Annotated in this window: 17 protein-coding genes and 1 riboswitch; of the genes, 5 read left to right on the forward strand and 12 right to left on the reverse strand. The window is 42.6% G+C overall.

Annotation, left to right across the window (positions count from 1 at the left end; all coding sequences use genetic code 11):
* Positions 1-46 precede the first annotated feature (46 nt).
* Positions 47-2335: a 5-methyltetrahydropteroyltriglutamate--homocysteine S-methyltransferase gene (gene metE / locus J2Y67_RS06655; protein WP_310172021.1), complete on the reverse strand. Its 2289-nt coding sequence runs from the start codon at positions 2333-2335 to the stop codon at positions 47-49.
* Positions 2336-2370: 35 nt separating this feature from the next.
* Here metE and J2Y67_RS06660 point away from each other — a divergent pair, with 35 nt between their 5' ends.
* The 3 genes from J2Y67_RS06660 (at position 2371) to J2Y67_RS06670 (ending at position 4237) form a co-directional block, all read left to right on the forward strand.
* Positions 2371-3168 carry a hypothetical protein gene (locus J2Y67_RS06660; protein ID WP_310172023.1) on the forward strand — a complete coding sequence of 266 codons (798 nt, stop codon included), beginning with the start codon at positions 2371-2373 and terminating at the stop codon, positions 3166-3168.
* Positions 3169-3306: 138 nt separating this feature from the next.
* Positions 3307-3503, reverse strand: a riboswitch (cobalamin riboswitch).
* 127 nt (positions 3504-3630) lie between these two features.
* Positions 3631-3930 (forward strand): hypothetical protein, encoded by a 300-nt coding sequence (locus tag J2Y67_RS06665; RefSeq protein WP_310172025.1) that lies wholly within the window; start codon positions 3631-3633, stop codon positions 3928-3930.
* Positions 3931-4057: 127 nt separating this feature from the next.
* On the forward strand, positions 4058-4237 hold the full coding sequence (locus J2Y67_RS06670; RefSeq protein ID WP_310172028.1) for a small acid-soluble spore protein H: 180 nt from the start codon (positions 4058-4060) through the stop codon (positions 4235-4237).
* A gap of 273 nt (positions 4238-4510) precedes the next feature.
* Here the strand turns inward: J2Y67_RS06670 and J2Y67_RS06675 are convergent, their stop codons facing one another.
* The 5 genes from J2Y67_RS06675 to J2Y67_RS06695 form a co-directional block, all read right to left on the reverse strand.
* The gene (locus J2Y67_RS06675) at positions 4511-6451 is read right to left on the reverse strand and encodes a bifunctional 2',3'-cyclic-nucleotide 2'-phosphodiesterase/3'-nucleotidase (protein ID WP_310172139.1); all 1941 of its coding nucleotides are present in this window, start codon (positions 6449-6451) and stop codon (positions 4511-4513) included.
* A 144-nt stretch (positions 6452-6595) separates the two neighbouring features.
* Positions 6596-8074, reverse strand: coding sequence for an APC family permease (locus tag J2Y67_RS06680; protein ID WP_310172030.1), 1479 nt, complete (start codon positions 8072-8074; stop codon positions 6596-6598).
* Positions 8075-8408: 334 nt separating this feature from the next.
* Positions 8409-10454, reverse strand: coding sequence for a peptidoglycan recognition protein family protein (locus J2Y67_RS06685; protein ID WP_310172033.1), 2046 nt, complete (start codon positions 10452-10454; stop codon positions 8409-8411).
* Positions 10455-10642: 188 nt separating this feature from the next.
* Complete coding sequence (locus J2Y67_RS06690; RefSeq protein ID WP_310172036.1) at positions 10643-10831, reverse strand: Spo0E family sporulation regulatory protein-aspartic acid phosphatase; 189 nt, start codon at positions 10829-10831, stop codon at positions 10643-10645.
* Between the two features lie 551 nt (positions 10832-11382).
* Entirely contained in the window at positions 11383-11520 is a 138-nt protein-coding gene (locus tag J2Y67_RS06695) for a hypothetical protein (protein ID WP_310172038.1), read from the reverse strand.
* Positions 11521-11963: 443 nt separating this feature from the next.
* Between J2Y67_RS06695 and J2Y67_RS06700 the strand changes: the two genes are divergently transcribed.
* A complete protein-coding gene (locus J2Y67_RS06700) occupies positions 11964-12443 on the forward strand; it encodes a hypothetical protein (RefSeq protein ID WP_310172039.1) in 480 nt (159 codons plus the stop codon).
* Positions 12444-12479: 36 nt separating this feature from the next.
* Here the strand turns inward: J2Y67_RS06700 and J2Y67_RS06705 are convergent, their stop codons facing one another.
* The 4 genes from J2Y67_RS06705 to J2Y67_RS06720 all read right to left on the reverse strand — a co-directional run bounded on the left by J2Y67_RS06705 (position 12480) and on the right by J2Y67_RS06720 (position 15549).
* Positions 12480-12833: a 2Fe-2S iron-sulfur cluster-binding protein gene (locus tag J2Y67_RS06705; RefSeq protein ID WP_310172041.1), complete on the reverse strand. Its 354-nt coding sequence runs from the start codon at positions 12831-12833 to the stop codon at positions 12480-12482.
* Positions 12834-12846: 13 nt separating this feature from the next.
* Positions 12847-13695: a family 1 encapsulin nanocompartment shell protein gene (locus J2Y67_RS06710; RefSeq protein ID WP_310172045.1), complete on the reverse strand. Its 849-nt coding sequence runs from the start codon at positions 13693-13695 to the stop codon at positions 12847-12849.
* Between the two features lie 12 nt (positions 13696-13707).
* The gene (locus J2Y67_RS06715) at positions 13708-14277 is read right to left on the reverse strand and encodes an IMEF encapsulin system ferritin-like cargo protein (RefSeq protein ID WP_310172047.1); all 570 of its coding nucleotides are present in this window, start codon (positions 14275-14277) and stop codon (positions 13708-13710) included.
* 159 nt (positions 14278-14436) lie between these two features.
* Positions 14437-15549, reverse strand: a complete 1113-nt coding sequence (locus J2Y67_RS06720; protein WP_310172050.1) for a PepSY-associated TM helix domain-containing protein — start codon at positions 15547-15549, stop codon at positions 14437-14439.
* Between the two features lie 379 nt (positions 15550-15928).
* Between J2Y67_RS06720 and J2Y67_RS06725 the strand changes: the two genes are divergently transcribed.
* A complete protein-coding gene (locus tag J2Y67_RS06725; RefSeq protein ID WP_310172053.1) occupies positions 15929-18145 on the forward strand; it encodes a glycerophosphodiester phosphodiesterase family protein in 2217 nt (738 codons plus the stop codon).
* A 54-nt stretch (positions 18146-18199) separates the two neighbouring features.
* Here J2Y67_RS06725 and kynB read toward each other — a convergent pair whose 3' ends face one another.
* Both kynB and kynA read right to left on the reverse strand, forming a co-directional pair.
* Entirely contained in the window at positions 18200-18823 is a 624-nt protein-coding gene (kynB, locus tag J2Y67_RS06730; RefSeq protein WP_310172055.1) for an arylformamidase, read from the reverse strand.
* Positions 18824-18997: 174 nt separating this feature from the next.
* On the reverse strand, positions 18998-19837 hold the full coding sequence (gene kynA, locus J2Y67_RS06735) for a tryptophan 2,3-dioxygenase (protein ID WP_310172057.1): 840 nt from the start codon (positions 19835-19837) through the stop codon (positions 18998-19000).
* Positions 19838-19857: the final 20 nt, after the last annotated feature.

The raw sequence follows: 19857 nt of genomic DNA on the forward strand, positions 1-19857 counted from the left end.
TCGACAAAAATCGAGCGGTGACAGGCACCACCCGATTTTTGTCGAATTACTTAAACCATTCTAACACAGTCATCCGTTCACGAACCAGACGTGTGGCTTCCACCATATGCTTCAGGGATTGAATCGTTTCTTCGGCGCCTCTTGTTTTTAGGCCGCAGTCGGGGTTGATCCAGAATTGGGCTGGGTCTAGGGCGGCTAGACCGCCCGCGATGACATCGACGATTTCTTCACAAGAAGGTACCCTTGGGCTATGTATGTCATATACACCAAGGCCAATCCCTTTATGGTAGGCATTTTTGTGGAATGTAGTGATCAGTTCCCCGTGACTTCGTGAGGTTTCAATCGAGATTACATCCGCATCCAGCTGATTAATCGGCTCTATAAAATCGTGAAAGTCGCAATAACACATATGGGTATGAATTTGCGTCATATCCGCTACCGTCGAGGTCGTAATCCGGAAGGCTTTTACCGCCCATTCTAAATAGTGGTCCCAAGCCGATTGCTTCAGCGGCAGCCCCTCCCGAAGCGCCGGTTCATCTACCTGAATCATTTTAATTCCTGCCGCCTCAAGGGCTTCCACTTCTTTTCTTAGTGCAAGAGCAATTTGGAAAGCAACCTCAGAGCGCTGTAGGTCATCACGGACAAATGACCAGTTCAGAATGGTGACCGGCCCTGTAATCATGCCCTTAACCGGTTTCTCCGTCAGCGACTGGGCATATACACTTTCTTTTACCGTCATTGGCAGTAAAAATTCCACATCCCCATAAATCACGGGCGGTTTCACACAACGGGAGCCGTAGGATTGAACCCAGCCGTTTTCCGTGAACGTAAACCCGCCTAATTTTTCTCCAAAAAACTCCACCATATCGGTCCGCTCAAACTCACCATGAACAAGCACATCCAAGCCGATTTCCTCTTGGATTCCAATCCATTTACGAATCTCATCTTGAATAAACGAGTCATATTTCTCCGTCGCCCACTCTCCCTTACGCCATTTTCTGCGCGCTTGCCGGACTTCTAACGTCTGCGGAAAGCTTCCGATTGTCGTGGTCGGCAGCAGCGGAAGATTCCAATGCTTTTGTTTTTCGCGGCGTTCCTCAAAGGTGGCATCCCGTTCAACCTGCTGGTACTGAATCCGCGACACCTCCTCCTGAATCTCCCCACAGTTTCTTGCCGGGGATTGGTTCAAACGTTTGAGTGCCTCTTCACTTTGGACGAACACCTCTAACGCATCCCCGTTACGAACACTTTTGACTAGACACTGAACTTCTGTTAATTTTTCATCCGCAAAGGCCAAGGCCTCTTTCACAATCGAGTCTAATTGCCCCTCATGTTCCACCGTTACCGGAACATGCAATAGGCTTGACGAAGGCTGTAGCCATAAACGTTCCTGAGGTACGATACGAGTAATCGTGTCAACCAGATTTCTTTTTTCAGATAGATGAGCACGCCAAATATTCCGCCCATCAATCACCCCGGCTCCAAGGATTTTATCCTCTGGAAATCCAAATCTGGCAATAGCTTGCAGATTTCCTTCCAAACCATGGACAAAATCCAGTCCAATCCCGGCAACAGGTAAATCGATAATATCCTCGTACCACTCAACACCATCAAAATAGGTTTGCAGCATAATTTGCAGTTTTGGCGCGGCTTCCTGCAGTTGTTGGTAAATATAAGCTACAGTTTTCATTTCATCTTTTGTGACCGATGTAACCAGGATTGGTTCATCGATTTGAACCCATTCCACACCCTCGTCCGCCAACTCTTGTAAAACTTTCGCGTACAACGGCACAATTTGCAAAATAAGTGCAGGTAATTGCTTCGGTTCATATCCCTTTGAAAGCTTTAAGAACGTGTAGGGTCCAACTAAAACAGGCTTTCCCTGAATACCAAGCTTGTCTCTTGCTTCCCGGTAGGCTTGCAGCGGCTTATTTTCGGTTAACCTAGATTTGATCTCCCCTAGTTCTGGAACAATATAATGGTAATTCGTGTTAAACCATTTCGTCATTTCACAGGCGATCGCTGTTTCACTACCGCGAGCCATCGCAAAATACGTTGAAAGCGGGACCGGACCACTGCCATCATAGTCGTATCTTTTCGGCACGCAGCCAAACATCACGGCGAGATCAAGCATATGATCATAGAAAGTAAAATCCCCGACCGGAATCCACTCGATTCCCAGATTCTTTTGCTTTTGTAGGTGGCGGAGGCGAATTACCTCCATTTGTTTGAGAAAGTCTGACTCCGCTAGTCGACCGGCCCAAAATCCTTCTAATGCCTTTTTCCATTCACGATTTTCCCCAATCCGCGGATACCCCAGATTACTGCTTTTCATCTTACTTCCTCCTATTCTTTTAAAAAAATACTTTTATGTTCTTAGCGATTGTTTATTGGCAACATTTTGGCTTGTTGCGCATCGGTTTTTGTCGCCTATCGGGTTTATTGGCGACATTTTGCATCGTTGCGGGTCCATTTTTGTCGCCTATCCGGCTTATTGGCGACACTTCTACTCGTTGCGGGTCCATTTTTGTCGCCTATCCGGCTTATTGGCGACACTTCTACTCCCTGCGCATCTGTTTTTGTCGCCTATCGGGCTTATTGGCGACACATTTACTCCCTGCGCACCTGTTTTTGTCGCCTATCGGGCTTATTGGCGACACTTCTACTCGTTGCGGGTCCATTTTTGTCGCCTATCCGGCTTATTGGCGACACTTCGACTCCCTGCGCACCTGTTTTTGTCGCCTATCGGGCTTATTGGCGACACTTCGACTCGTTGCGGGTCCATTTTTGTCGCCTATCCGGCTTATTGGCGACACTTCGACTCCCTGCGCACCTGTTTTTGTCGCCTATCGGGTTTATTGGCGACATTTTTGCATCGTTGCGGGTCCATTTTTGTCGCCTATTCGGCTTATTGGCGACACTTCTACTCCCTGCACACCTGTTTTTGTCGCCTATCGGGCTTATTGGCGACACTTCTACTCCCTGCGCACCTATTTTTGTCGCCTATCCGGCTTATTGGCGACACTTCTACTCCCTGCACACCTGTTTTTGTCGCCTATCCGGCTTATTGGCGACACTTCTACTCCCTGCGCACCTATTTTTGTCGCCTATCCGGCTTATTGGCGACACTTTTCCCAGATCAGCACCTCTTTTTGTCCCCAACCCTAGAAAGGTATTTTTTTCAAATAAAAAAAAGCATCTCTAACGTTCCAATAGAAAGTTAGAAATGCCTAATATCGACAGCGACATACGTCGCCCTGTTATCAGCAGCAGCCAATCTAACACCTCCCTATCTCCCGTAGGTCTTCAGCGTTGTCGAAACAGGCAGGTCTCCTGACTTAAGGATCATCACCAGCCGCATACCTTCCCAATCATCTCGATTAGTGGCAAAAAACTGCGTTGATTTCCCTTTTACAGTGGCGGGACCGTGTCGGACTTGCACCGAGCTTCCCTTTTCATCCCTGAACATTATGCTTCAAGGAACCTGTTCCCACTTATTCAATTAAACAAGTACTCTACCATCATAATGCAAACTGTCCAAAAATTGCAATTTTTAATGAAATTCTAATCGATGATTTTTCAAGTCTCTTAATATAATAAATCACTATCGAAGCAAGGAGGAAAATAAATATGGACAAGAGATTGTGGGAAATTCAGCAGCGGATTTCGAAGGAACACAAAGACCTTGGTAAGTTCGTACAGCATGTCCTCGACGAGTTCGATAAAAAAACGGATGAACATCGCCGTCTAAGTTCCTCGAATGCCTTAGCCGGAATCAAAACTCCCGGAATCGCAGAAAAAGCCTTCTATGACACCGTAACCGAAACAAAAAAATGGGTCCTCGACGTCCTTGAGCGCACCGTCCAAGACTTCGAACACTCCGGCGACAAACACTGGAACAAAAACTTCAAAGACGGGGTGAAGGAGTAAATAGATTTTTACAAAATTCGGGTGGTGACAGCACCACCCGAATTTTGTTGAATCATCACCGCCCACTCCAATTTGCGTATATACATGGCTATTGTGCAAATACTATAAAGGAAAAGGAGGTTCGATTATGGACACACAAAGAGCTCAAGAAATTGCCATTTCAGCTACGATGGCAAATGTTATGTATGATGGAAAAAAGATCTATATTGAGCATGTTGACCAGCAAAATGGCACGGCTACTATTCATCCTTTAGATCAGCCAAACCAAAAGCAAAGCGTTTCTGTTTCAAGTTTAATGGAATCTTAATCGTAAAAGGGTTGCACATCCGTGTAACCCTTTTACATTATAAAGTTTGATAAAGCTTAGTATAGAGCATAAGTTCTTTTAGTAATTCGTCCACAAGCTCTAAACTTTCCTTATTTAGTGTGTTCTGTTCGTAATCAAAGCAGTGCGGGTCGAGTACGAGTTGTTTTGGAATAGCATTGGCGGAGGATATTCCACCTCAGACTTTAGGCGTAGACTGATTAAAGCCGACTTACAAAAAAGTGCAAACCTCTTAAAGGTCTGCACTTTTCCTTGTTATTCCGTCAAACCCACCGAATACTTCGCAAATCCGCCCTCGGATGGTCCTATATATTTGATATGTGGAAATGGTCCAAGGTATTTTTGAGCGTTTGGCGAAGAGTCAAATACAGGAATCGCTGTACCTTTAATTTTTACAAGCGACCAGTTTTGGTCCGCTGCAGGATTCAAAGGCTTGTGCGCCTGAATATAATTTGTCACGATCTGCCGGTTTTCATCCGGTGCCTTTAACACAATATCACCCTGACTTACACCTGGGAAGGTCGCACTGGAAGCTCGATAATTATTGGTGGCAACAATAAACTTTTGGTCGGCAGCAACCGGCTTCCCTTGATAAGTTAAATTGACGATCCGGCTTGAACCAGCGTTCACCACATTCCCGTTCGCATCATATTTTGCCGGTTTTGTCACATCAATTTGGTACAGTACACCGTCAATCACATCAAAATTAAACGATGGAAAATCAGGATTAATTAACGGCTGTTCGCTGCTGGCAGGATTGATTTGATTAAATTGCCCTGCACTCATTTCCAGCCACTCTTTCAACTGGGCACCCGTTACCATTTTTGCCTGGAGGGTATTAGGATACAAATATAAATCCGCGACATTTTTGATGGCCAGTTTTCCTGCTGGAATATCGGTATAATACGTCGGACCGCCGCGCCCGCCTGCTTTAAATGGCGCTGCTGCTGAAAGAATCGGAATGCCCGCATATTTTGGTTCTTCTTTTAATGCCCCGGTCACATACTCTGTTTGTGCATTATTGACGATTTGTACCGAAGGATCGTCCTGAACAAGGGCAAAATAGCTATAAATCGGAGCAGTTGTTTCTCCGACCGGCTGGTTAACATACTTGATTGTCGCATCATGCTCATCTTTAATCACCTTCATTAATGTCTCATCGGTTGAAACGAGGGATTTCCCCGCAGCATCGACAATTGGCCGTAAAGCAGCCTTACTGTCAACCACCTTCCACTTGCCGCGCTTTTTCTGCAGCTGCAGGTCAATCACGCCAAGATGACTGCCAAATGCCCCGGCCATTACCACTGGTTTCCCATTTATGGTCCCCTTTTCAAGATTGGTATTCGGCAGATCCTTGTAGATTGGGCCGGGGAAAGTGTTATGTTGATGACCGGTAAATACCGCATCAATGCCCTTCACTTGCGTTATGTAGTAACCCGCATTCTCCATTCCGGGCTGATAGGGCTCCCCGCTGATTCCCGTGTGGGCAAGAGCCACAATCACATCAGCGCCCTGCTTTTTCATCTGCAGAACATATTGTTTCGCCGTCTCCACAATCGATCTGGTCTCCACTTTTCCTTCTAAATTGGACTTATCCCATTCCATAATCTGCGGCGGAACAAAACCGATCACACCGATTTTAAGATTATGCTTTTTTCCGCGTTCATCGACCACCGTCTTTTTCAAAATGACAAACGGTTTAAAGTATGGCTCCTCGGTTCCGGCCTTTACGATATTCGCATTGACCACCGGCATTTTTGCATCATTCAAGGTTTCCTTTAAATAATCCAGTCCATAGTTAAATTCATGGTTCCCAAGCGTGGTCGCATCATACCCCAATAGATTGAATGACCGGTAAACAGGGTGGACTTCCCCCGGCTTTAATCCCTTCACTCTAGCCATGTAATCACCTAAAGGATTCCCTTGGAATTCATCGCCATTATCAAACAGCATGGAGTTTTTCACTTCACTCCGCGCCTGTTTGATGAGGGTGGAGGTCTTGACCAAGCCGACCTTGTCATCCTGCTTAGTCTGGTAATAATCATAATTCGCCAAAAACACATGGATATCCGTCGTTTCAAGCAAGCGCAGCTGAACTGTGCTGCTCGGCTTTTGCTTTTTCGCCAATATTTGTGAAGGCAGGGCCTGCACCGCAAGCACCAGCACCGAAACCGCGAATAACATAAATTTCTTCACCAACTAAAAAATCCTCCCTTATATGAAAATCATACAAACGAGGATAGTATTTGTATCCACAAATGGGATTATTCTACAAAACACGGGTGGTGACAGGAACCGCCCGTGTTTTGTCGGATTACATGAAAGTCATCCCAGCCGTCATTATAGCTCGATTTCACTCTCATTATTTGATAAATTCTGGCTGTTAACAGGCAAGGTTCGAGCAACCGCCCAGAAGTAATAGATGGCTCCTATGCCAAATACCACCGCAAGCAGTAGTGGAATTGAGTAATTGATGTACCATGGTTCATTTGGAGTACGCGGCCATGCAAGGTTCAGGATGACAAAAACTCCCCATAAAGCGGCTAGGATGTTAACAGGCAGACCCCATTTGCCAAGGTTCCACGGTGAGCTCGTGGAGTTCCAGCCGCGGCTCCTCGCAAAGATGGCACCAAATGTTACACTGAAGTAGGCGATATACATGCCAATGGTGGCAATACTGACAATATAGGTATAGGCTGTCGCCGATAAAATCAACAATACTGCAAAAATTCCGCTAAAAATAATCGCATTTGCCGGAGTTTCGTATTTTGGTGAAACCTTCACCCATAATTTTGAACCTGGAATCTGTTTGTCTCGTCCAAAGGAATAAAGCAAACGGGACGCAGCCGCTTGAATCGCAGTGCCGCACACAAAAATCGCCAAGACGGCAAGGAACACAGCCGCATTTGAAACCCCTTTACCAAGATTGCTTTCTAATACATAGGATAATGCCACACTTGATTTCATCGCTGTGCCCAAATCCGGAATGGCCAAAACAAAGGCAAGGAGGGCCACCCCGCCGACGATACCAGTCAAAACAAGTGAAAAGATCATGGTTTTCGGGACGACAACGCGGGGATTAATAACCTCCTCCGCTAAACTTCCCGCGGAATCAAAGCCTAATAAAACGTAAATCGACATGAGCATCGCCATCATGAACACCGGCAGATAGCTTCCATGCCCAGCTGCAGTTCCGGCTGTTTCAAAGACAATATGGAATGGCTGATGCATTCCAGCCGCAATTAAAACGACCGCTAACACAATCATCACGACAATTTCAGCAATGACTCCGATATTATTTATTAGTGCCGTTAATTTTACCCCAAAAGCATTAATGAATGTTTGAATGACAATAATGGCCACGGTAATCCAAAAGAGAGTCATTGAACTCCCGGTGTCCATTCCCAATATCTGAGCTACATAAGGAGCACCGCCATAATCAACGGCAGCGATTAAAATGAGCAAGGAAATCAAATAAATCCATCCGGAGAACCAGGCATAGGTTGGATTAACTAGATTTTTGCTCCACTGATAGACGGATCCGGCGATGGGAAAATGCGAGGCAACCTCTGCCATCGTTAGGGCCACAAAAAGCTGCCCCATAAACACGACGGGCCAGCTCCAAATAAACGCAGGGCCTCCTGTCGATAACCCGGTTCCAAACAATCCGAAAATTCCCGTCGTCGCCGAAATAAACGAAAACGCAATGGCGAAGTTTGAGAAGAAATTTAAGTTCCGCTTTAATTCCTGATTATACCCCAAACTTGCTAAGTGTGCTGCATCCTGGTCATGATGTGAGTGTTGATGATTTTTCCCCATAAAATCCACCCCTTTGTTTTTAAAAAATAGAAACTATTCAGATAATTACCGGTACACTGAATCTACTATCAAAAGATGAGTCACCCTATCCTCCTTTTTCCACAAATTCATAACATAGGAAATAGATGCAAGAATAGTGCCAACTATACGGAAAAGTCATTTTTACCACTATCAAAAAGCCAATGTATTTTTCACATTGGCTTTTGAATGATACTTCTTATTCGAATTGTAATGAAACGGAATCATTCAATCCTGCATAAGAAATGCAAAACTGCATGATTTTTTTGATGATTCGAGCGGTCACAACAGCACCACTTCTATCGCTTTTCTACTTCTAATTTAAATTCCCTTTGGACACCCATACTTTTTTTCCGCCAAAAGATCCGTAGTACCATAGGCAGGTTCCAACTTTTTCAGTGGCGGTGGAGGTGAAGGTTTTTCCTTTATAGGTGGAAAGTTTACTATAAACAATATCTTTTTTGCCGCCCCATGGCTTGCTATAGGCGCTGCCGATTCCTTTTATCACGAACTTCTTGGTCTTTTGATCCACCTGGGTGTGGCTATATGTGGAAGTATCGGATGCTTTTGCCCAGCCGATGACTCCCTTACTGCTGCTTGGCTGTGTACTTAGCAGGTAGTAAGTTTCTCCGTTTAAGACAGCTTGTTTTTTAATGTAATAAACCGTATCCGTATACTTCGTTCCAGCCTCAAAATCAGTCGAAAGATCACCAACCTGTTTATAGAGGACTGTACTGCTGCTTTTAACCCGGCCGATTCGGCTCGTACTGCTTTCCCTAATCGCGTTCAGGGATTTCGAAGGGATCCAGACTGTTTTGCCTGCCAGATTCCCGCGGTACCAATAGGCATCTCCTGTTTTTGCAGTCAGTTCTGCCTTGAACAATTGATCCTTATACACCGAGAGATTGCCGATTGAGACATCCTTGCTTCCACCCCATGCCTTTTTATAAGCAGAGCCGCTTCCTTTAATCGTAAACATTTTTACATTTTTATCGACTTCAGTATAGGGTACCGTAGTTAAATCGGTAGATTTCATCCACCCAATGACACCTTTTGTACTGCTTGCCTGCGTGCTAAGCAAGTAATAGGTTTTGCCATTTGCTGTGGCTTGTTTTTTAATATAAAGAACGGTATTGGTATAAGTGGAACCCGCTGGAATAGCAGACGTTACATTCCCAATGCTCTTATAAATCTTTTCACTGGCATCCTGCACAGTTCCTAGTCTACTTGTGCTGCTCTCCTGGATGGTCGTTACGTTACCGTAATAAACCCAAACCGTTTTACCACCTAACTTCCCGCGGTACCAAGTCGAGTTTCCGATTTGCTCCGTTAAGTTGACCTTGAATTCTTGGTCCTTAAATACTGAAAGAGTCGAGAAGATGGCGTCTTTACTCTGACCCCATTCCTTGCTGTAACCCTTTCCGATTCCTTTTATAATAAAGGTCTTTGATGCTTTACTTACGGTACTATATGGCATAACGGATAGATCCGAAGACTTTACCCAGCCTAAAGTTCCATTTTCATTACTTAATTGGAAATAGATTTGACCGTCTTCAATCGCTTGTTTTTTTATGTAATAAATCTTACCGGTATCAGTGGAATCTGCCGTAGTAACAGTAGAATCATCACCAATTTCTTGATAAATCTCTATGTTTTCATTTTTGATATATCCTAACAGATTCGTATCAATGACGACAGATAAGGAATTATATCTTTTCGTGACCAATTTTACAAATTCGCTCCATGTATATCCATAGGTCGAAAAATAACCGATCGGGTCGGTATGGGTTGTACCTCCAAGAAATTTGGAAACAGCATTATGGGACCACAACGTACCTTTGCCGGTCTTTTCAGCGTCGATCACGCCAAGGTTGTATTCAAATAGAAGATAGGCCAGATAGTTGGCATAGTTGTTAATCGAACGGGCAAATTGATCAAAGCTGTGAACCCGTACTAATTCAACTTGCACAAATCGCTGATTCGCATACGGACCAGCCCCCCATGCCCCATAATTGGGTGAATGGATTTCAATTACATGCAAGCCATCTACAAAAGCATGCACAAATGCATTATTGTAGTATTTCGTCATATAGGCGATTTCACCATATATGGTTGAGCTATTATTCGCCGTTTCATGGGCAACGACTCCCTCAACCATCCCAAAACCATTACGATAATTAAAATTAGGAAAATTGCTAATATGCTGTGCTTCCATTTTAACAGGTGTGAGTTTTTTTGAAGCGATATAATCATTCACATCCGGATATTTAGCCTTCGCAAAGACCTGTCCCCCCGTCAGCCAATGAGGGAAAATCGTCGAACACATCAACAAAACCACTACTAAAATAACTGCCTTTTTCATACTTCCTCCCCATATTTTTATTCTCGAAATATTTCTATAAGACAATTATACTATTTATTTACTACAAATTTTAAGAGATTTTGAGATATTTTGTGATATTTTGAAAGTTTTTTGTAAAAAAAGGGGAGATTCGACAAAAATCGAGCGGCGCATGGCACCACCCGATTTCTGTCAATGAGATAGAGAGTCTACTGCAAATGGACTAATTTTTCATCAAAGTATTCGTTCATTAGGAAATTGAGTTTCAGTGAAAGTCTGATGTAGTCGGGGGTGCTTGGACCTTTTTCCAAGTAGAGTTTTTGCATTTTCATTTTAAGATCACGGATTTCCGTTAGAAGTTTCAGGTTTTCGTTTAGAGCAGATTGATTTAATTTCATCATCCACACCTCTATTAAAAATTTTTGATGGTTTTGGAAGGTAATGATGACTGATTCAATTTATTGTTCTATTATTCGATAGGCACAATAATTCCAAAACCAAATTAATCGTATCATAGTCCATTTTTCATGTGAACAAAGAGAGCAAAAGTAGAAATATTGAAAAAAAATAGTAAATAATACTGATATATCAAGTAAATGAGTACAAAATCTATCCGAACTCCTTAAATCTAACCATTTGAATGTCCATCAATAAAAAAACACATTATTTTGTCATAACATCCTCTCAAAAAATAAAAGTATTTAGAAATCACTAAAAATTCGACAATGTCCAGCTGGTGCCCGGTACTGATTGAATTTTGTCGAATACATAAAGAAAACTCGCCGACTGGCGAGCCCCTAAGGGCGAAGACAGAGGCGTAGTAGCACTTATGCCTGATAGGAAAGGTATACTTTCCTATCGGCAAACAAAAAAAATGGTCATTTTATTCTCAATGAAATAAAATGACCGCTTTTATGTTTTGGTATACATGATTTTTTTCTCCATATTGTTATTGGTCCCCCAGTTTTTCTTCGATCGATTCTGGGAGCTGATCACAGAGTTGATTAAACAAATAGATTAGATAGGAATGAAGTTCAAATCGGTCTTCCCTTACAAAATGGTCAAACAAGGTTTTATGGTTCTCCACGGTTTTTTCTCCTTTCTTTTCCTCTTAATAATTCGATCATTAGATTGTTTTTTCCAGCCTACAAGCTTCCCTACCTAGTAATCAATTACGAACAGTATCGGCCCCACCCTACGCTCAATACCATGATGGCCACGCGCGCCATCCACCTATCCTTATTATAATTGAAAACGTTTACATATTCAAAGAATATTATATTACAAGTTTTGACAAAGTAAACAGAGTATAGATAAATTGCCTATTTAGACAAGCTCCTAACGAATCCCCCTCAGAAAAATATTGTATAAAAATTCACAAACATTTCTTAATATACTAACTGAAAGCTTGTACGACTAGTAGGGAACGATACTGCTTGTTCCATAATTTAGTTATTAAAAATCCAGTTGACAATGATTCTCATTATCTTTAGAATAACTCATATAAACATATTTGCGAGGGGGATCAACATGTTTAACATGCTATATGGGTTGAAGGATATTCACACGGTTATTGCAAATCAGCGTAAAATCGGTGGGGCAGCAGAGGCAGAGTCTATCCGCTTATCATCCGGTGAAATCTATCAAAACCCCGTGTTTACGAATGTTGATATCTCAAAAGGTCAATATGTTTCTGTTGGCTTTGTCGATGAAGAGGGAGCAAATATTATCGCACATGTCGACCAAATTGCTGTGATAAAAGGGTTACAGCATAAATTAATTTGTCAGTTGAATAATACTTATATTAAACAATTATGGTTACGTGATACCATGCAATATTTACAAAAATTATGTGAAATTAATTCAGGATTTGTTACCCAATCCTTTAAAAAGGAAGCCCTAAAGCTTATTCGGGATATTAGTGTAAAAGAACTGCAAAATCACAATATCTCGCTACCATTCCCTGTTGAAGAAAAACTCGTTCATATACATGATCGTTTGCGCGCCTAAAAAAACGAAGTCCAAGGTGATTTGGACTTCGTTTTTTTAAAGAATTTCCGCCTGGCAGGCCAAGCGAAATCCGTTTTTTATTTCTTCTTTTAGCTTATTTAGCTCTTTTTCATTTGGCTTTGTTAGCCCTTGAGCCTCTAGGACTCTCACCGCACATTGCCCACAGGTTCCTTTCCGGCATTTATACTGCAATGCCGCTCCTTGATTTAGAGCTGTGTCCAATAATTTCCCTTTTACAGGCGAAATCTCAAATGTACGACCGTTTTGCAGGAGGATGATTTTATTTGCTTGTTTTTTTACAGTTTTTGGAGTTGATAAGGGTGCCTGAGCCTGCTTTACAATCATCCTTCCCGGAATCAGTGAACCTACCGTGAACACTCTTCTCGTCATTGCCTCTGTCCCACTAATCCCCTAGAGCTTCAAGCGTACAGATGGACGATGGACGTTTGATCCGTAAAACAACGGTTTCATAAACCCGGAATGGGTGATTCATCCCTTCCTGGCCCATATAGGCTGTATCAAAATCCTCTGAAACGGCAAGATCTAAGTTATTTCTTCCCGTATTGAGAATAACTCCTGTTTTCCCTTTTAAAACAGGTGATTGGAATACTCCATCCGTTACCAGCTCACGAATATGTTCAATTTCCAGCACATTCGTATCTTTATGTACCCGATGGATAAGTGAATAGAGCTCCGGAGATAAGACAAGAGCAAACGGTCCATTATGCTTCATCTCAAGCAGCTTATTCCGGGCATCCACAATATCCTGAAAGGCGTTACCGGATTCATACCATTCACTAAGTAAATGGGTTAAACGGCCTTGTACATTCATTAATCCAGGTATATCAAATTCCGGTGCACCGTGAAAAATCATCTGATCTTCTAAGATCGCCACATCGCGGGCAGCATTGGCTGCCGGAGAAAAATCTATGGGAATATTGAGTACTTTTGCCTGCTCTAAATCACGCCAAAATAAAACGAAATCTTTATAAAGCAAGGGAATCGTCAGGTTTACCCTTTTACTTGACTCAATATCGGTATCAAAAGAGCCTTGGAAATCCATTTTGGCTTCGAGGTTTTCCGTAAAAATATCATTAAAGATGCTTTGGACCCCACGCCCTAAGGGACCATATAATTCGATAAAACGCCGCCCCACCAATTGTCTCCTTGCAGCATCAATAACGGTTTGATCCAATTGAGCGAATTCTTGATCGGATATGGGTGAATCGGGATATATTTGAGTTTTGTTCATTTTCTTCCCCTCCTAAATTAAACTTCCAACGGTAAAACCTTTTCTATATGTAGACGGTATAGACTGGGCAGCGGCCGGTGTTGATGCTGATCGATCTAAATGTTCATGATCTTCATCGTGATGCGCATGCGGGTCAATATAGTCATGATCAAATCGCCGATTGATCTCATTTAGCATTTCTTTTACTTGCTGATAATCCTGATATGTTACTTCCCTTAATTGATTGAGCATGGTGCTCCGTTCCTCATCCGTAAATCGGAACAGGGCTAAATCAAGGTGCTCAACGAAATTATGTAACCCAAATTTTTCAAGGTTTAGTTCTTGTAAGAGACGATTAAACTCATTATTCGTTGGAGTAAAATCTTTGTCGTCTTTCTCCGCTTCAAACTTGCTGATGAGCGGAATGAGCACCTCTAAACGAGACAGCCGCTGTTCCTCTTCTTCATAAATATGGTGGTAATATAATCGTTCGTGGTCATCGCTGGCATTTTGAATGACCGGATCAAGCATATTCATAAATTTTTCAATAGCTTCACGTGTTGTGGTAAATAACCGGTAAAAAATCTCTAATTCCTTTTTCAAATTCTCCCCCCCAACAGTAGTCTACTCGTCATTATTGCCGCTCCAATTCATTTTTAAAACCTTTCATTTAATAAAATAAAATCGACAAAAAACGGGTGATGTCAGGCACCACCGTTTTTTGTCGATTACTTAAATTACTCACATATTACAACATGAGGACTATGCAGCAAGCACTGAACTCTTTTTTTGTTTTCTTTTTTTCTTTTTATAGATCCACATATATGTACCGGTGAACATTAGAATCAATGGAGTAAGACCGCCGGCTGCATATAAAATTTTGGTAACTATACCTCCAAAACTACCTGTATGTAGGGGAAGATGCCATATTTGATAAAGCAGCCCACTGTTTATTTTTGGATCCAGTTTACCTGCTATTTTTCCGCTAAATGAATCTACCCATACACGGATGTTTCCATATCCCGGATCGTAAGAACGACTTAGACGAATTTCAAGAGCCTCTTCGGACATTCCATGCCCCTTTTTTTCTGGTACTCGAACTTGAGTTATAACTCCCTCAGGTACTTCTTTTTCAGCAATACGTAATAGTTGATCCAGCGGAAGCTTCCCCGTTGGAAGAGGTTTAGAGATAAGGTCCTCTTTTGGCAGTTCAACCTTGGCATGTCCGCCAAACCAGCCGAAGATCGTCTCATCGAATGCAAACAAAGCACCCGTTAATGAAACAATCAATAGAAATGGAATGGCTGCTCCTCCAATGACTTTATGTAAATCATATTGCTTTACGTAAGGGTTTTTACTGTGTCTCATTTTAAAACCATTTTTCCATTTTTTTATCCCTGGCCACCATAAATAAATTCCTGACAACGTGATAAAGAAGAATAGAAATCCAATGATCCCAACAATTTCTTCACCTTTGAAATTTTCTAGGAGCAGAGATTGGTGAAAAGTATGGATGGTATTTAAGAACGCTTTATCTCCCAATGTACCATTAATCTTTCCTGTCCCCGAATCCACATAGACGGTTTCCCGTTTCGGGCCTTCTTTCAGTTGAAACACGTAAACACCTCTGGCATCTGGTCCATCTGGTGTATAGATTCTGTTAATTTCTCCTTTTGGAAATGAAGAGGATACCGTGTTCAATACTTGTTGATACGTAACTTTCTCACCCTCTGTAACTTTATACAAATTTGGGTGTAACAGGTGATTTAGTTCCGGTTCAAAAACAAGTAAGCTTCCGGTTAACCCAATCAATACAATAAAAATACCTACTACCATACTCAACCATAAATGAATTTTCCCAATGACTTTCCTCATAACATAAAAACCTGCTTTCTAACAAATATTCATAAAAAATTGGATTAAATTGGTCCTATTATTTTTATCACCTCACTCCTTATGGGTAAAATTTCCAAAATAAGCGTGGTTATAAATTCAAAACCATTTATACATTGATAATGATTATCATTTTAAATGAAAACGATTATCATTTTCAACTACTTTTTTAAATTTTTTTTGATTTCCGCGGAATGTTTTTCATTCGACAAAATCCAAGTGGTGACAGGTACCACTTGGATTTTGTCGAATTTACCATTTTTGTTAAATTTACCAAACGTTTATAATCTATTAAAAGTCACTTTACAATTCTCCTATAACTTTAAGTAGGAATACATAACTTATAGGAGATGAATGAAAAATGAAAAAGAGTTTAGTAGCTGGATTGGCTTGTCTTTCTCTATCTTTATCCTCCACCGCTCCATGGGCCGTTTTAGCAGCACCGCACGAAACCGTTACGACTGACAATGGACAATCCACCTTACAGCCAATCACTTCTAATGTAGCGGTCATCGCCCACCGCGGAGCATCTGCATACGGGCCGGAACACACGCTGGCTGCCTACAAGCAAGCGATCAAAATGAAAGCTGATTACGTAGAATTTGACTTACAAATGACCAAGGATGGTCAATTGATTGCCATGCATGATGAAACACTGGCGAGAACGACTAATGCGAAGGAATTATACCCGAACCGGGCACCTTGGCGGGTGAAGGATTTTACGCTGGATGAGATTAAACGTCTTGATGCCGGTTCATGGTTTAATGCCGCTCATCAGGAGCTTGAGAAGAAAGAATACATTGGGCAGCAAGTCCCTACCCTAGATGAAGCCATTCAATTTGTGAAAAAGCACGGGCATGGAAAAGTCGGCCTCTACATGGAAACCAAGGCCCCAAATGTTTATCCGGGAATGGAAGAGAAATTGATTGAAATCTTGCAAAAAAACAAGGTGTTAGTTAGCAAGAATCTTTTTCTAGAATCCTTTAGTGAAGATAGCCTTCGCAAGTTGAAAACGCTGGCGCCAAATGTTCAGTTGATTCAGCTGTACACTGGCGCAATGCTGAAGGGCAAAGACATGTATCAGGAATTTAAAAGAATTTCTGATTATGCCTCTGGTGTGGGTCCTAGCAAAGAACTCGTTGTACCAAAATTCATGGAAGCGGCACATCAAAATCAACTGCTTGTCCATCCATGGACAGTGAATTCCCAGGATGATCTAGCATCCCTTCTTTCCCTCGGGGTAGATGGCGAGTTTACCAATAATCCTGATAAAATGGTTGAACTAGTAGACAAGCCATTTATTTCTCATGGAGTTGCAAGCGGGGATGTCACCGATACATCAGCGATTCTTTGGGCGCGTACTAGTGGCGCAACGAATGTCCAATTTGAACTTTCTACGGACAGCAGCTTTAAAAAGCCGTTTATCGTAAAAACTGTTCATGCCGGGGCAGAACATGATTATGCGGTACAGACTAAAATGGATGGCTTGAAGCCGGATACGACATATTTTTACCGTGCACATGCTGTTTCCAGCAGCTATACCGTGAACGGATCATTCAAAACGGCACCGGCCGAGAACAGCTTAAAACCATTGACGATGGTCTGGGGCGGAGATACCGGCGGCCAGGGTGAAATCCCGCCATATAACTCCTTTAAGGCGATGTCGGATTTAAATCCGGACTTCTTCCTGTTTAGCGGTGACACCATCTATGCCGATAATAAAACGCCAGCTGTTCCAAATCCTCCATCTCAATCGGTACAGGATTTTTGGGCAAAATATAAGGAAAATCGAACGGATGCTGGATTACGCAGTCTTTTACAAAAAACGGCTACCTTCTCGATTTGGGATGATCATGAAGTGACGAATGACTTTTCGGGACCATCTCAGCCATTGACACCGACTGGTTTGAATGCGTTCAAAGACTACTGGCCAATTTCGGATGACCGTAGTAACGCGGACAAGCTGTACCACACCTATTCTTATGGGGATACCCTTGATATGATGATCCTGAACAACCGTGGTTACCGCGACCCAAATACCCAGGCAGATGGTGCGGATAAAACAATGCTTGGCGGAGAACAGTTGGATTGGTTGAAGAAACAGCTTCTGGATTCCGATGCAAAAATTAAACTGGTTGCTACTTCCGTGCCCATCTCCGTTCCAACTGGAAAGGCAAATGCCAGGGATGGTTGGGCAAATGGCAATCAAGTAAATCCAAATGATCCGACCGGATATGAGAATGAGTTCAAAAAAATCTCTGATTTTATCATGGAAAAGGGAATTAAGAATGTATTCTTTGTTACAACAGACGTCCACTTTGCCCAAGTGATTAAATATGATGCAAATCATGACGGCAAAACCGATTATCACGAGCTCATCAGCGGCCCAATCGGCGCCGTAAAAATCAATCCCGGCACATTGGACCCAACCTTCAGCCCGGAGAGTATGTATGCAGAAGGTAACTTCTTCAACTTTGGTGTATTTAAAGTAGATCCAGCAACAAACAAGGCTACAGTAGAAATACGCGATGAGAATGGAAAAACTCATTTCAGCCATGATTTCCAGCTTGAGGATTAATAGGAATTCGACAAAATTCGGGTGGTGCCAGGCACCACCCGAATTTTGTCAATTTTAGATTTTCTGCATAACGGCACGAACTGGGCTTCCGTCTCCTTCTACTAATGGAAGGGGGAGTGCCGCTAATTCGTATTCTCCCGGTTCTATGTGGTCTAACACTAATCCTTCTAAGATATGGATTCCGTGGCGGGTTAGTTCGTGGTGTGCGGCGAGTTCTTTGCTGTCGATCGGGTCGACGGATGGTAAATCGAGCCCAAGTAGACGGACGCCGAACTTTGCTAAATAGGAAGCTAGTTCGGGTTCAATCTCTGGAATCGCGCTTGGGAACTGATGCCGGTCCTCCCATGCATCGGTTCGGATTATTAGGCGGGTCACCCCTTGGAGATCGTATCCAGACAGTTCCTGTATTCCAATTGATGATGGTTTCGGAAGATGGATCACCCGGGTCTTGCCAATATAAAGATTTACATCGAGATCAATGACCTTTTTTCCCTCGTTATCAAAATGGAACGGTGCATCAATATGGGTGCCGGTGTGGGTGCTCATCGTGATTTGCCCAACATTGACCGAACCGCTTTGCTCTTTACTCCAAGTGACTTTGTAGGTAAAAGGGGTGTCCCCCGGCCAGACGGTGATTTGGTTGTCGAGCGGTTGTGAGATATCAATCCAGGGATTCATACTGAATGTCCTCCTAGTTTACTTTTTAAATAGCATTTAAGATTACACTTTCCTTCTATTTTTGAGCTTTATTTGCGAATTGCAGCAACATATTTGCGAATTTATGAGTTTTATTTGCGATTTTAACCAAATTATTTGCGAATCTATAAGCTTTATTTGCGAATCAATAAAACCCTACAGCTTCGTCCGCAAACTCAACAACTCAGGGAAAAATTGCTGATCGAGCACTCTTTTTAAATAGGTTACCCCTGACGAGCCACCCGTTCCCATTTTATGTCCAATAATTCTTTCCACAGTCGTCATATGATTAAAACGCCAAAGCTGTTGCTGGTTACCGATATCGACCAGCTTTTCCGCTAACTCATACAAATCCCAATATTGATCTGTATTTCGATACACGGTAAGCCATGCCGCCTCCACACTCGCATTTGGTTCATAATTTTGCGACCAATCGCGGTTCAGCGCTTCTTCATCAACCGATAAACCGTGCGCGACAAGCGCAGAGATCGCGGCATCATAAATACTCGGCTCATTTAGGGCCTCCACCATCACCGGATACAGCTCCGGTTGATGCTGATAGACGGCAAGTGTCCGAGCATTCTTATTTCCAAGCGCAAACTCAATCAAGCGATTCTGATAGGATTGGAATCCCGAGGAATGCCCCAATTTATCGCGGAATTGCATATACTCAGCCGGCGTTAGCGTCGAAAGAACACTCCACGACTGAATCAACTGCTGTTGAATGCGTGAAACCCGCGACAACATTTTAAACGACGGCTCCAAATCATTGCGGCGGATGCAGGCGATGGCTGCATTCATTTCATGCAAAATCAGCTTCATCCACAGCTCGCTCGTCTGATGAATGATGATAAACAGCATTTCATCGTGGTGGTCCGAAAGCCGGTGCTGGCTCGATAAAATTTGATCAAGGTGGAGATAATCACCATAGGACATATCCTTTTTAAAGTCTAACTGAATGTCCTTTTCTAAGTTTTTATTCTCTGAGTTTTCCATTTTGTTGACCTCCTAAATAA

It is taken from the genome of Neobacillus niacini (assembly GCF_031456445.1).
Lineage (GTDB): Bacteria > Bacillota > Bacilli > Bacillales > Cytobacillaceae > Neobacillus > Neobacillus niacini_I.

Excerpts from the sequence above, each read along its gene's own strand:
- metE (WP_310172021.1), bottom strand. The coding sequence starts at position 2,335 with ATGAAAAGCAGTAATCTGGGGTATCCGCGGATTGGGGAAAATCGTGAA.
- J2Y67_RS06680 (WP_310172030.1), bottom strand. The coding sequence starts at position 8,074 with ATGGGGAAAAATCATCAACACTCACATCATGACCAGGATGCAGCACAC.
- J2Y67_RS06700 (WP_310172039.1), top strand. The coding sequence starts at position 11,964 with ATGTTTAACATGCTATATGGGTTGAAGGATATTCACACGGTTATTGCA.
- J2Y67_RS06685 (WP_310172033.1), bottom strand. The coding sequence starts at position 10,454 with ATGAAAAAGGCAGTTATTTTAGTAGTGGTTTTGTTGATGTGTTCGACG.
- J2Y67_RS06720 (WP_310172050.1), bottom strand. The coding sequence starts at position 15,549 with ATGAGGAAAGTCATTGGGAAAATTCATTTATGGTTGAGTATGGTAGTA.
- J2Y67_RS06725 (WP_310172053.1), top strand. The coding sequence starts at position 15,929 with ATGAAAAAGAGTTTAGTAGCTGGATTGGCTTGTCTTTCTCTATCTTTA.
- J2Y67_RS06710 (WP_310172045.1), bottom strand. The coding sequence starts at position 13,695 with ATGAACAAAACTCAAATATATCCCGATTCACCCATATCCGATCAAGAA.
- J2Y67_RS06660 (WP_310172023.1), top strand. The coding sequence starts at position 2,371 with ATGTTCTTAGCGATTGTTTATTGGCAACATTTTGGCTTGTTGCGCATC.
- J2Y67_RS06705 (WP_310172041.1), bottom strand. The coding sequence starts at position 12,833 with ATGACGAGAAGAGTGTTCACGGTAGGTTCACTGATTCCGGGAAGGATG.
- J2Y67_RS06670 (WP_310172028.1), top strand. The coding sequence starts at position 4,058 with ATGGACACACAAAGAGCTCAAGAAATTGCCATTTCAGCTACGATGGCA.
- kynA (WP_310172057.1), bottom strand. The coding sequence starts at position 19,837 with ATGGAAAACTCAGAGAATAAAAACTTAGAAAAGGACATTCAGTTAGAC.
- kynB (WP_310172055.1), bottom strand. The coding sequence starts at position 18,823 with ATGAATCCCTGGATTGATATCTCACAACCGCTCGACAACCAAATCACC.
- J2Y67_RS06665 (WP_310172025.1), top strand. The coding sequence starts at position 3,631 with ATGGACAAGAGATTGTGGGAAATTCAGCAGCGGATTTCGAAGGAACAC.
- J2Y67_RS06690 (WP_310172036.1), bottom strand. The coding sequence starts at position 10,831 with ATGAAATTAAATCAATCTGCTCTAAACGAAAACCTGAAACTTCTAACG.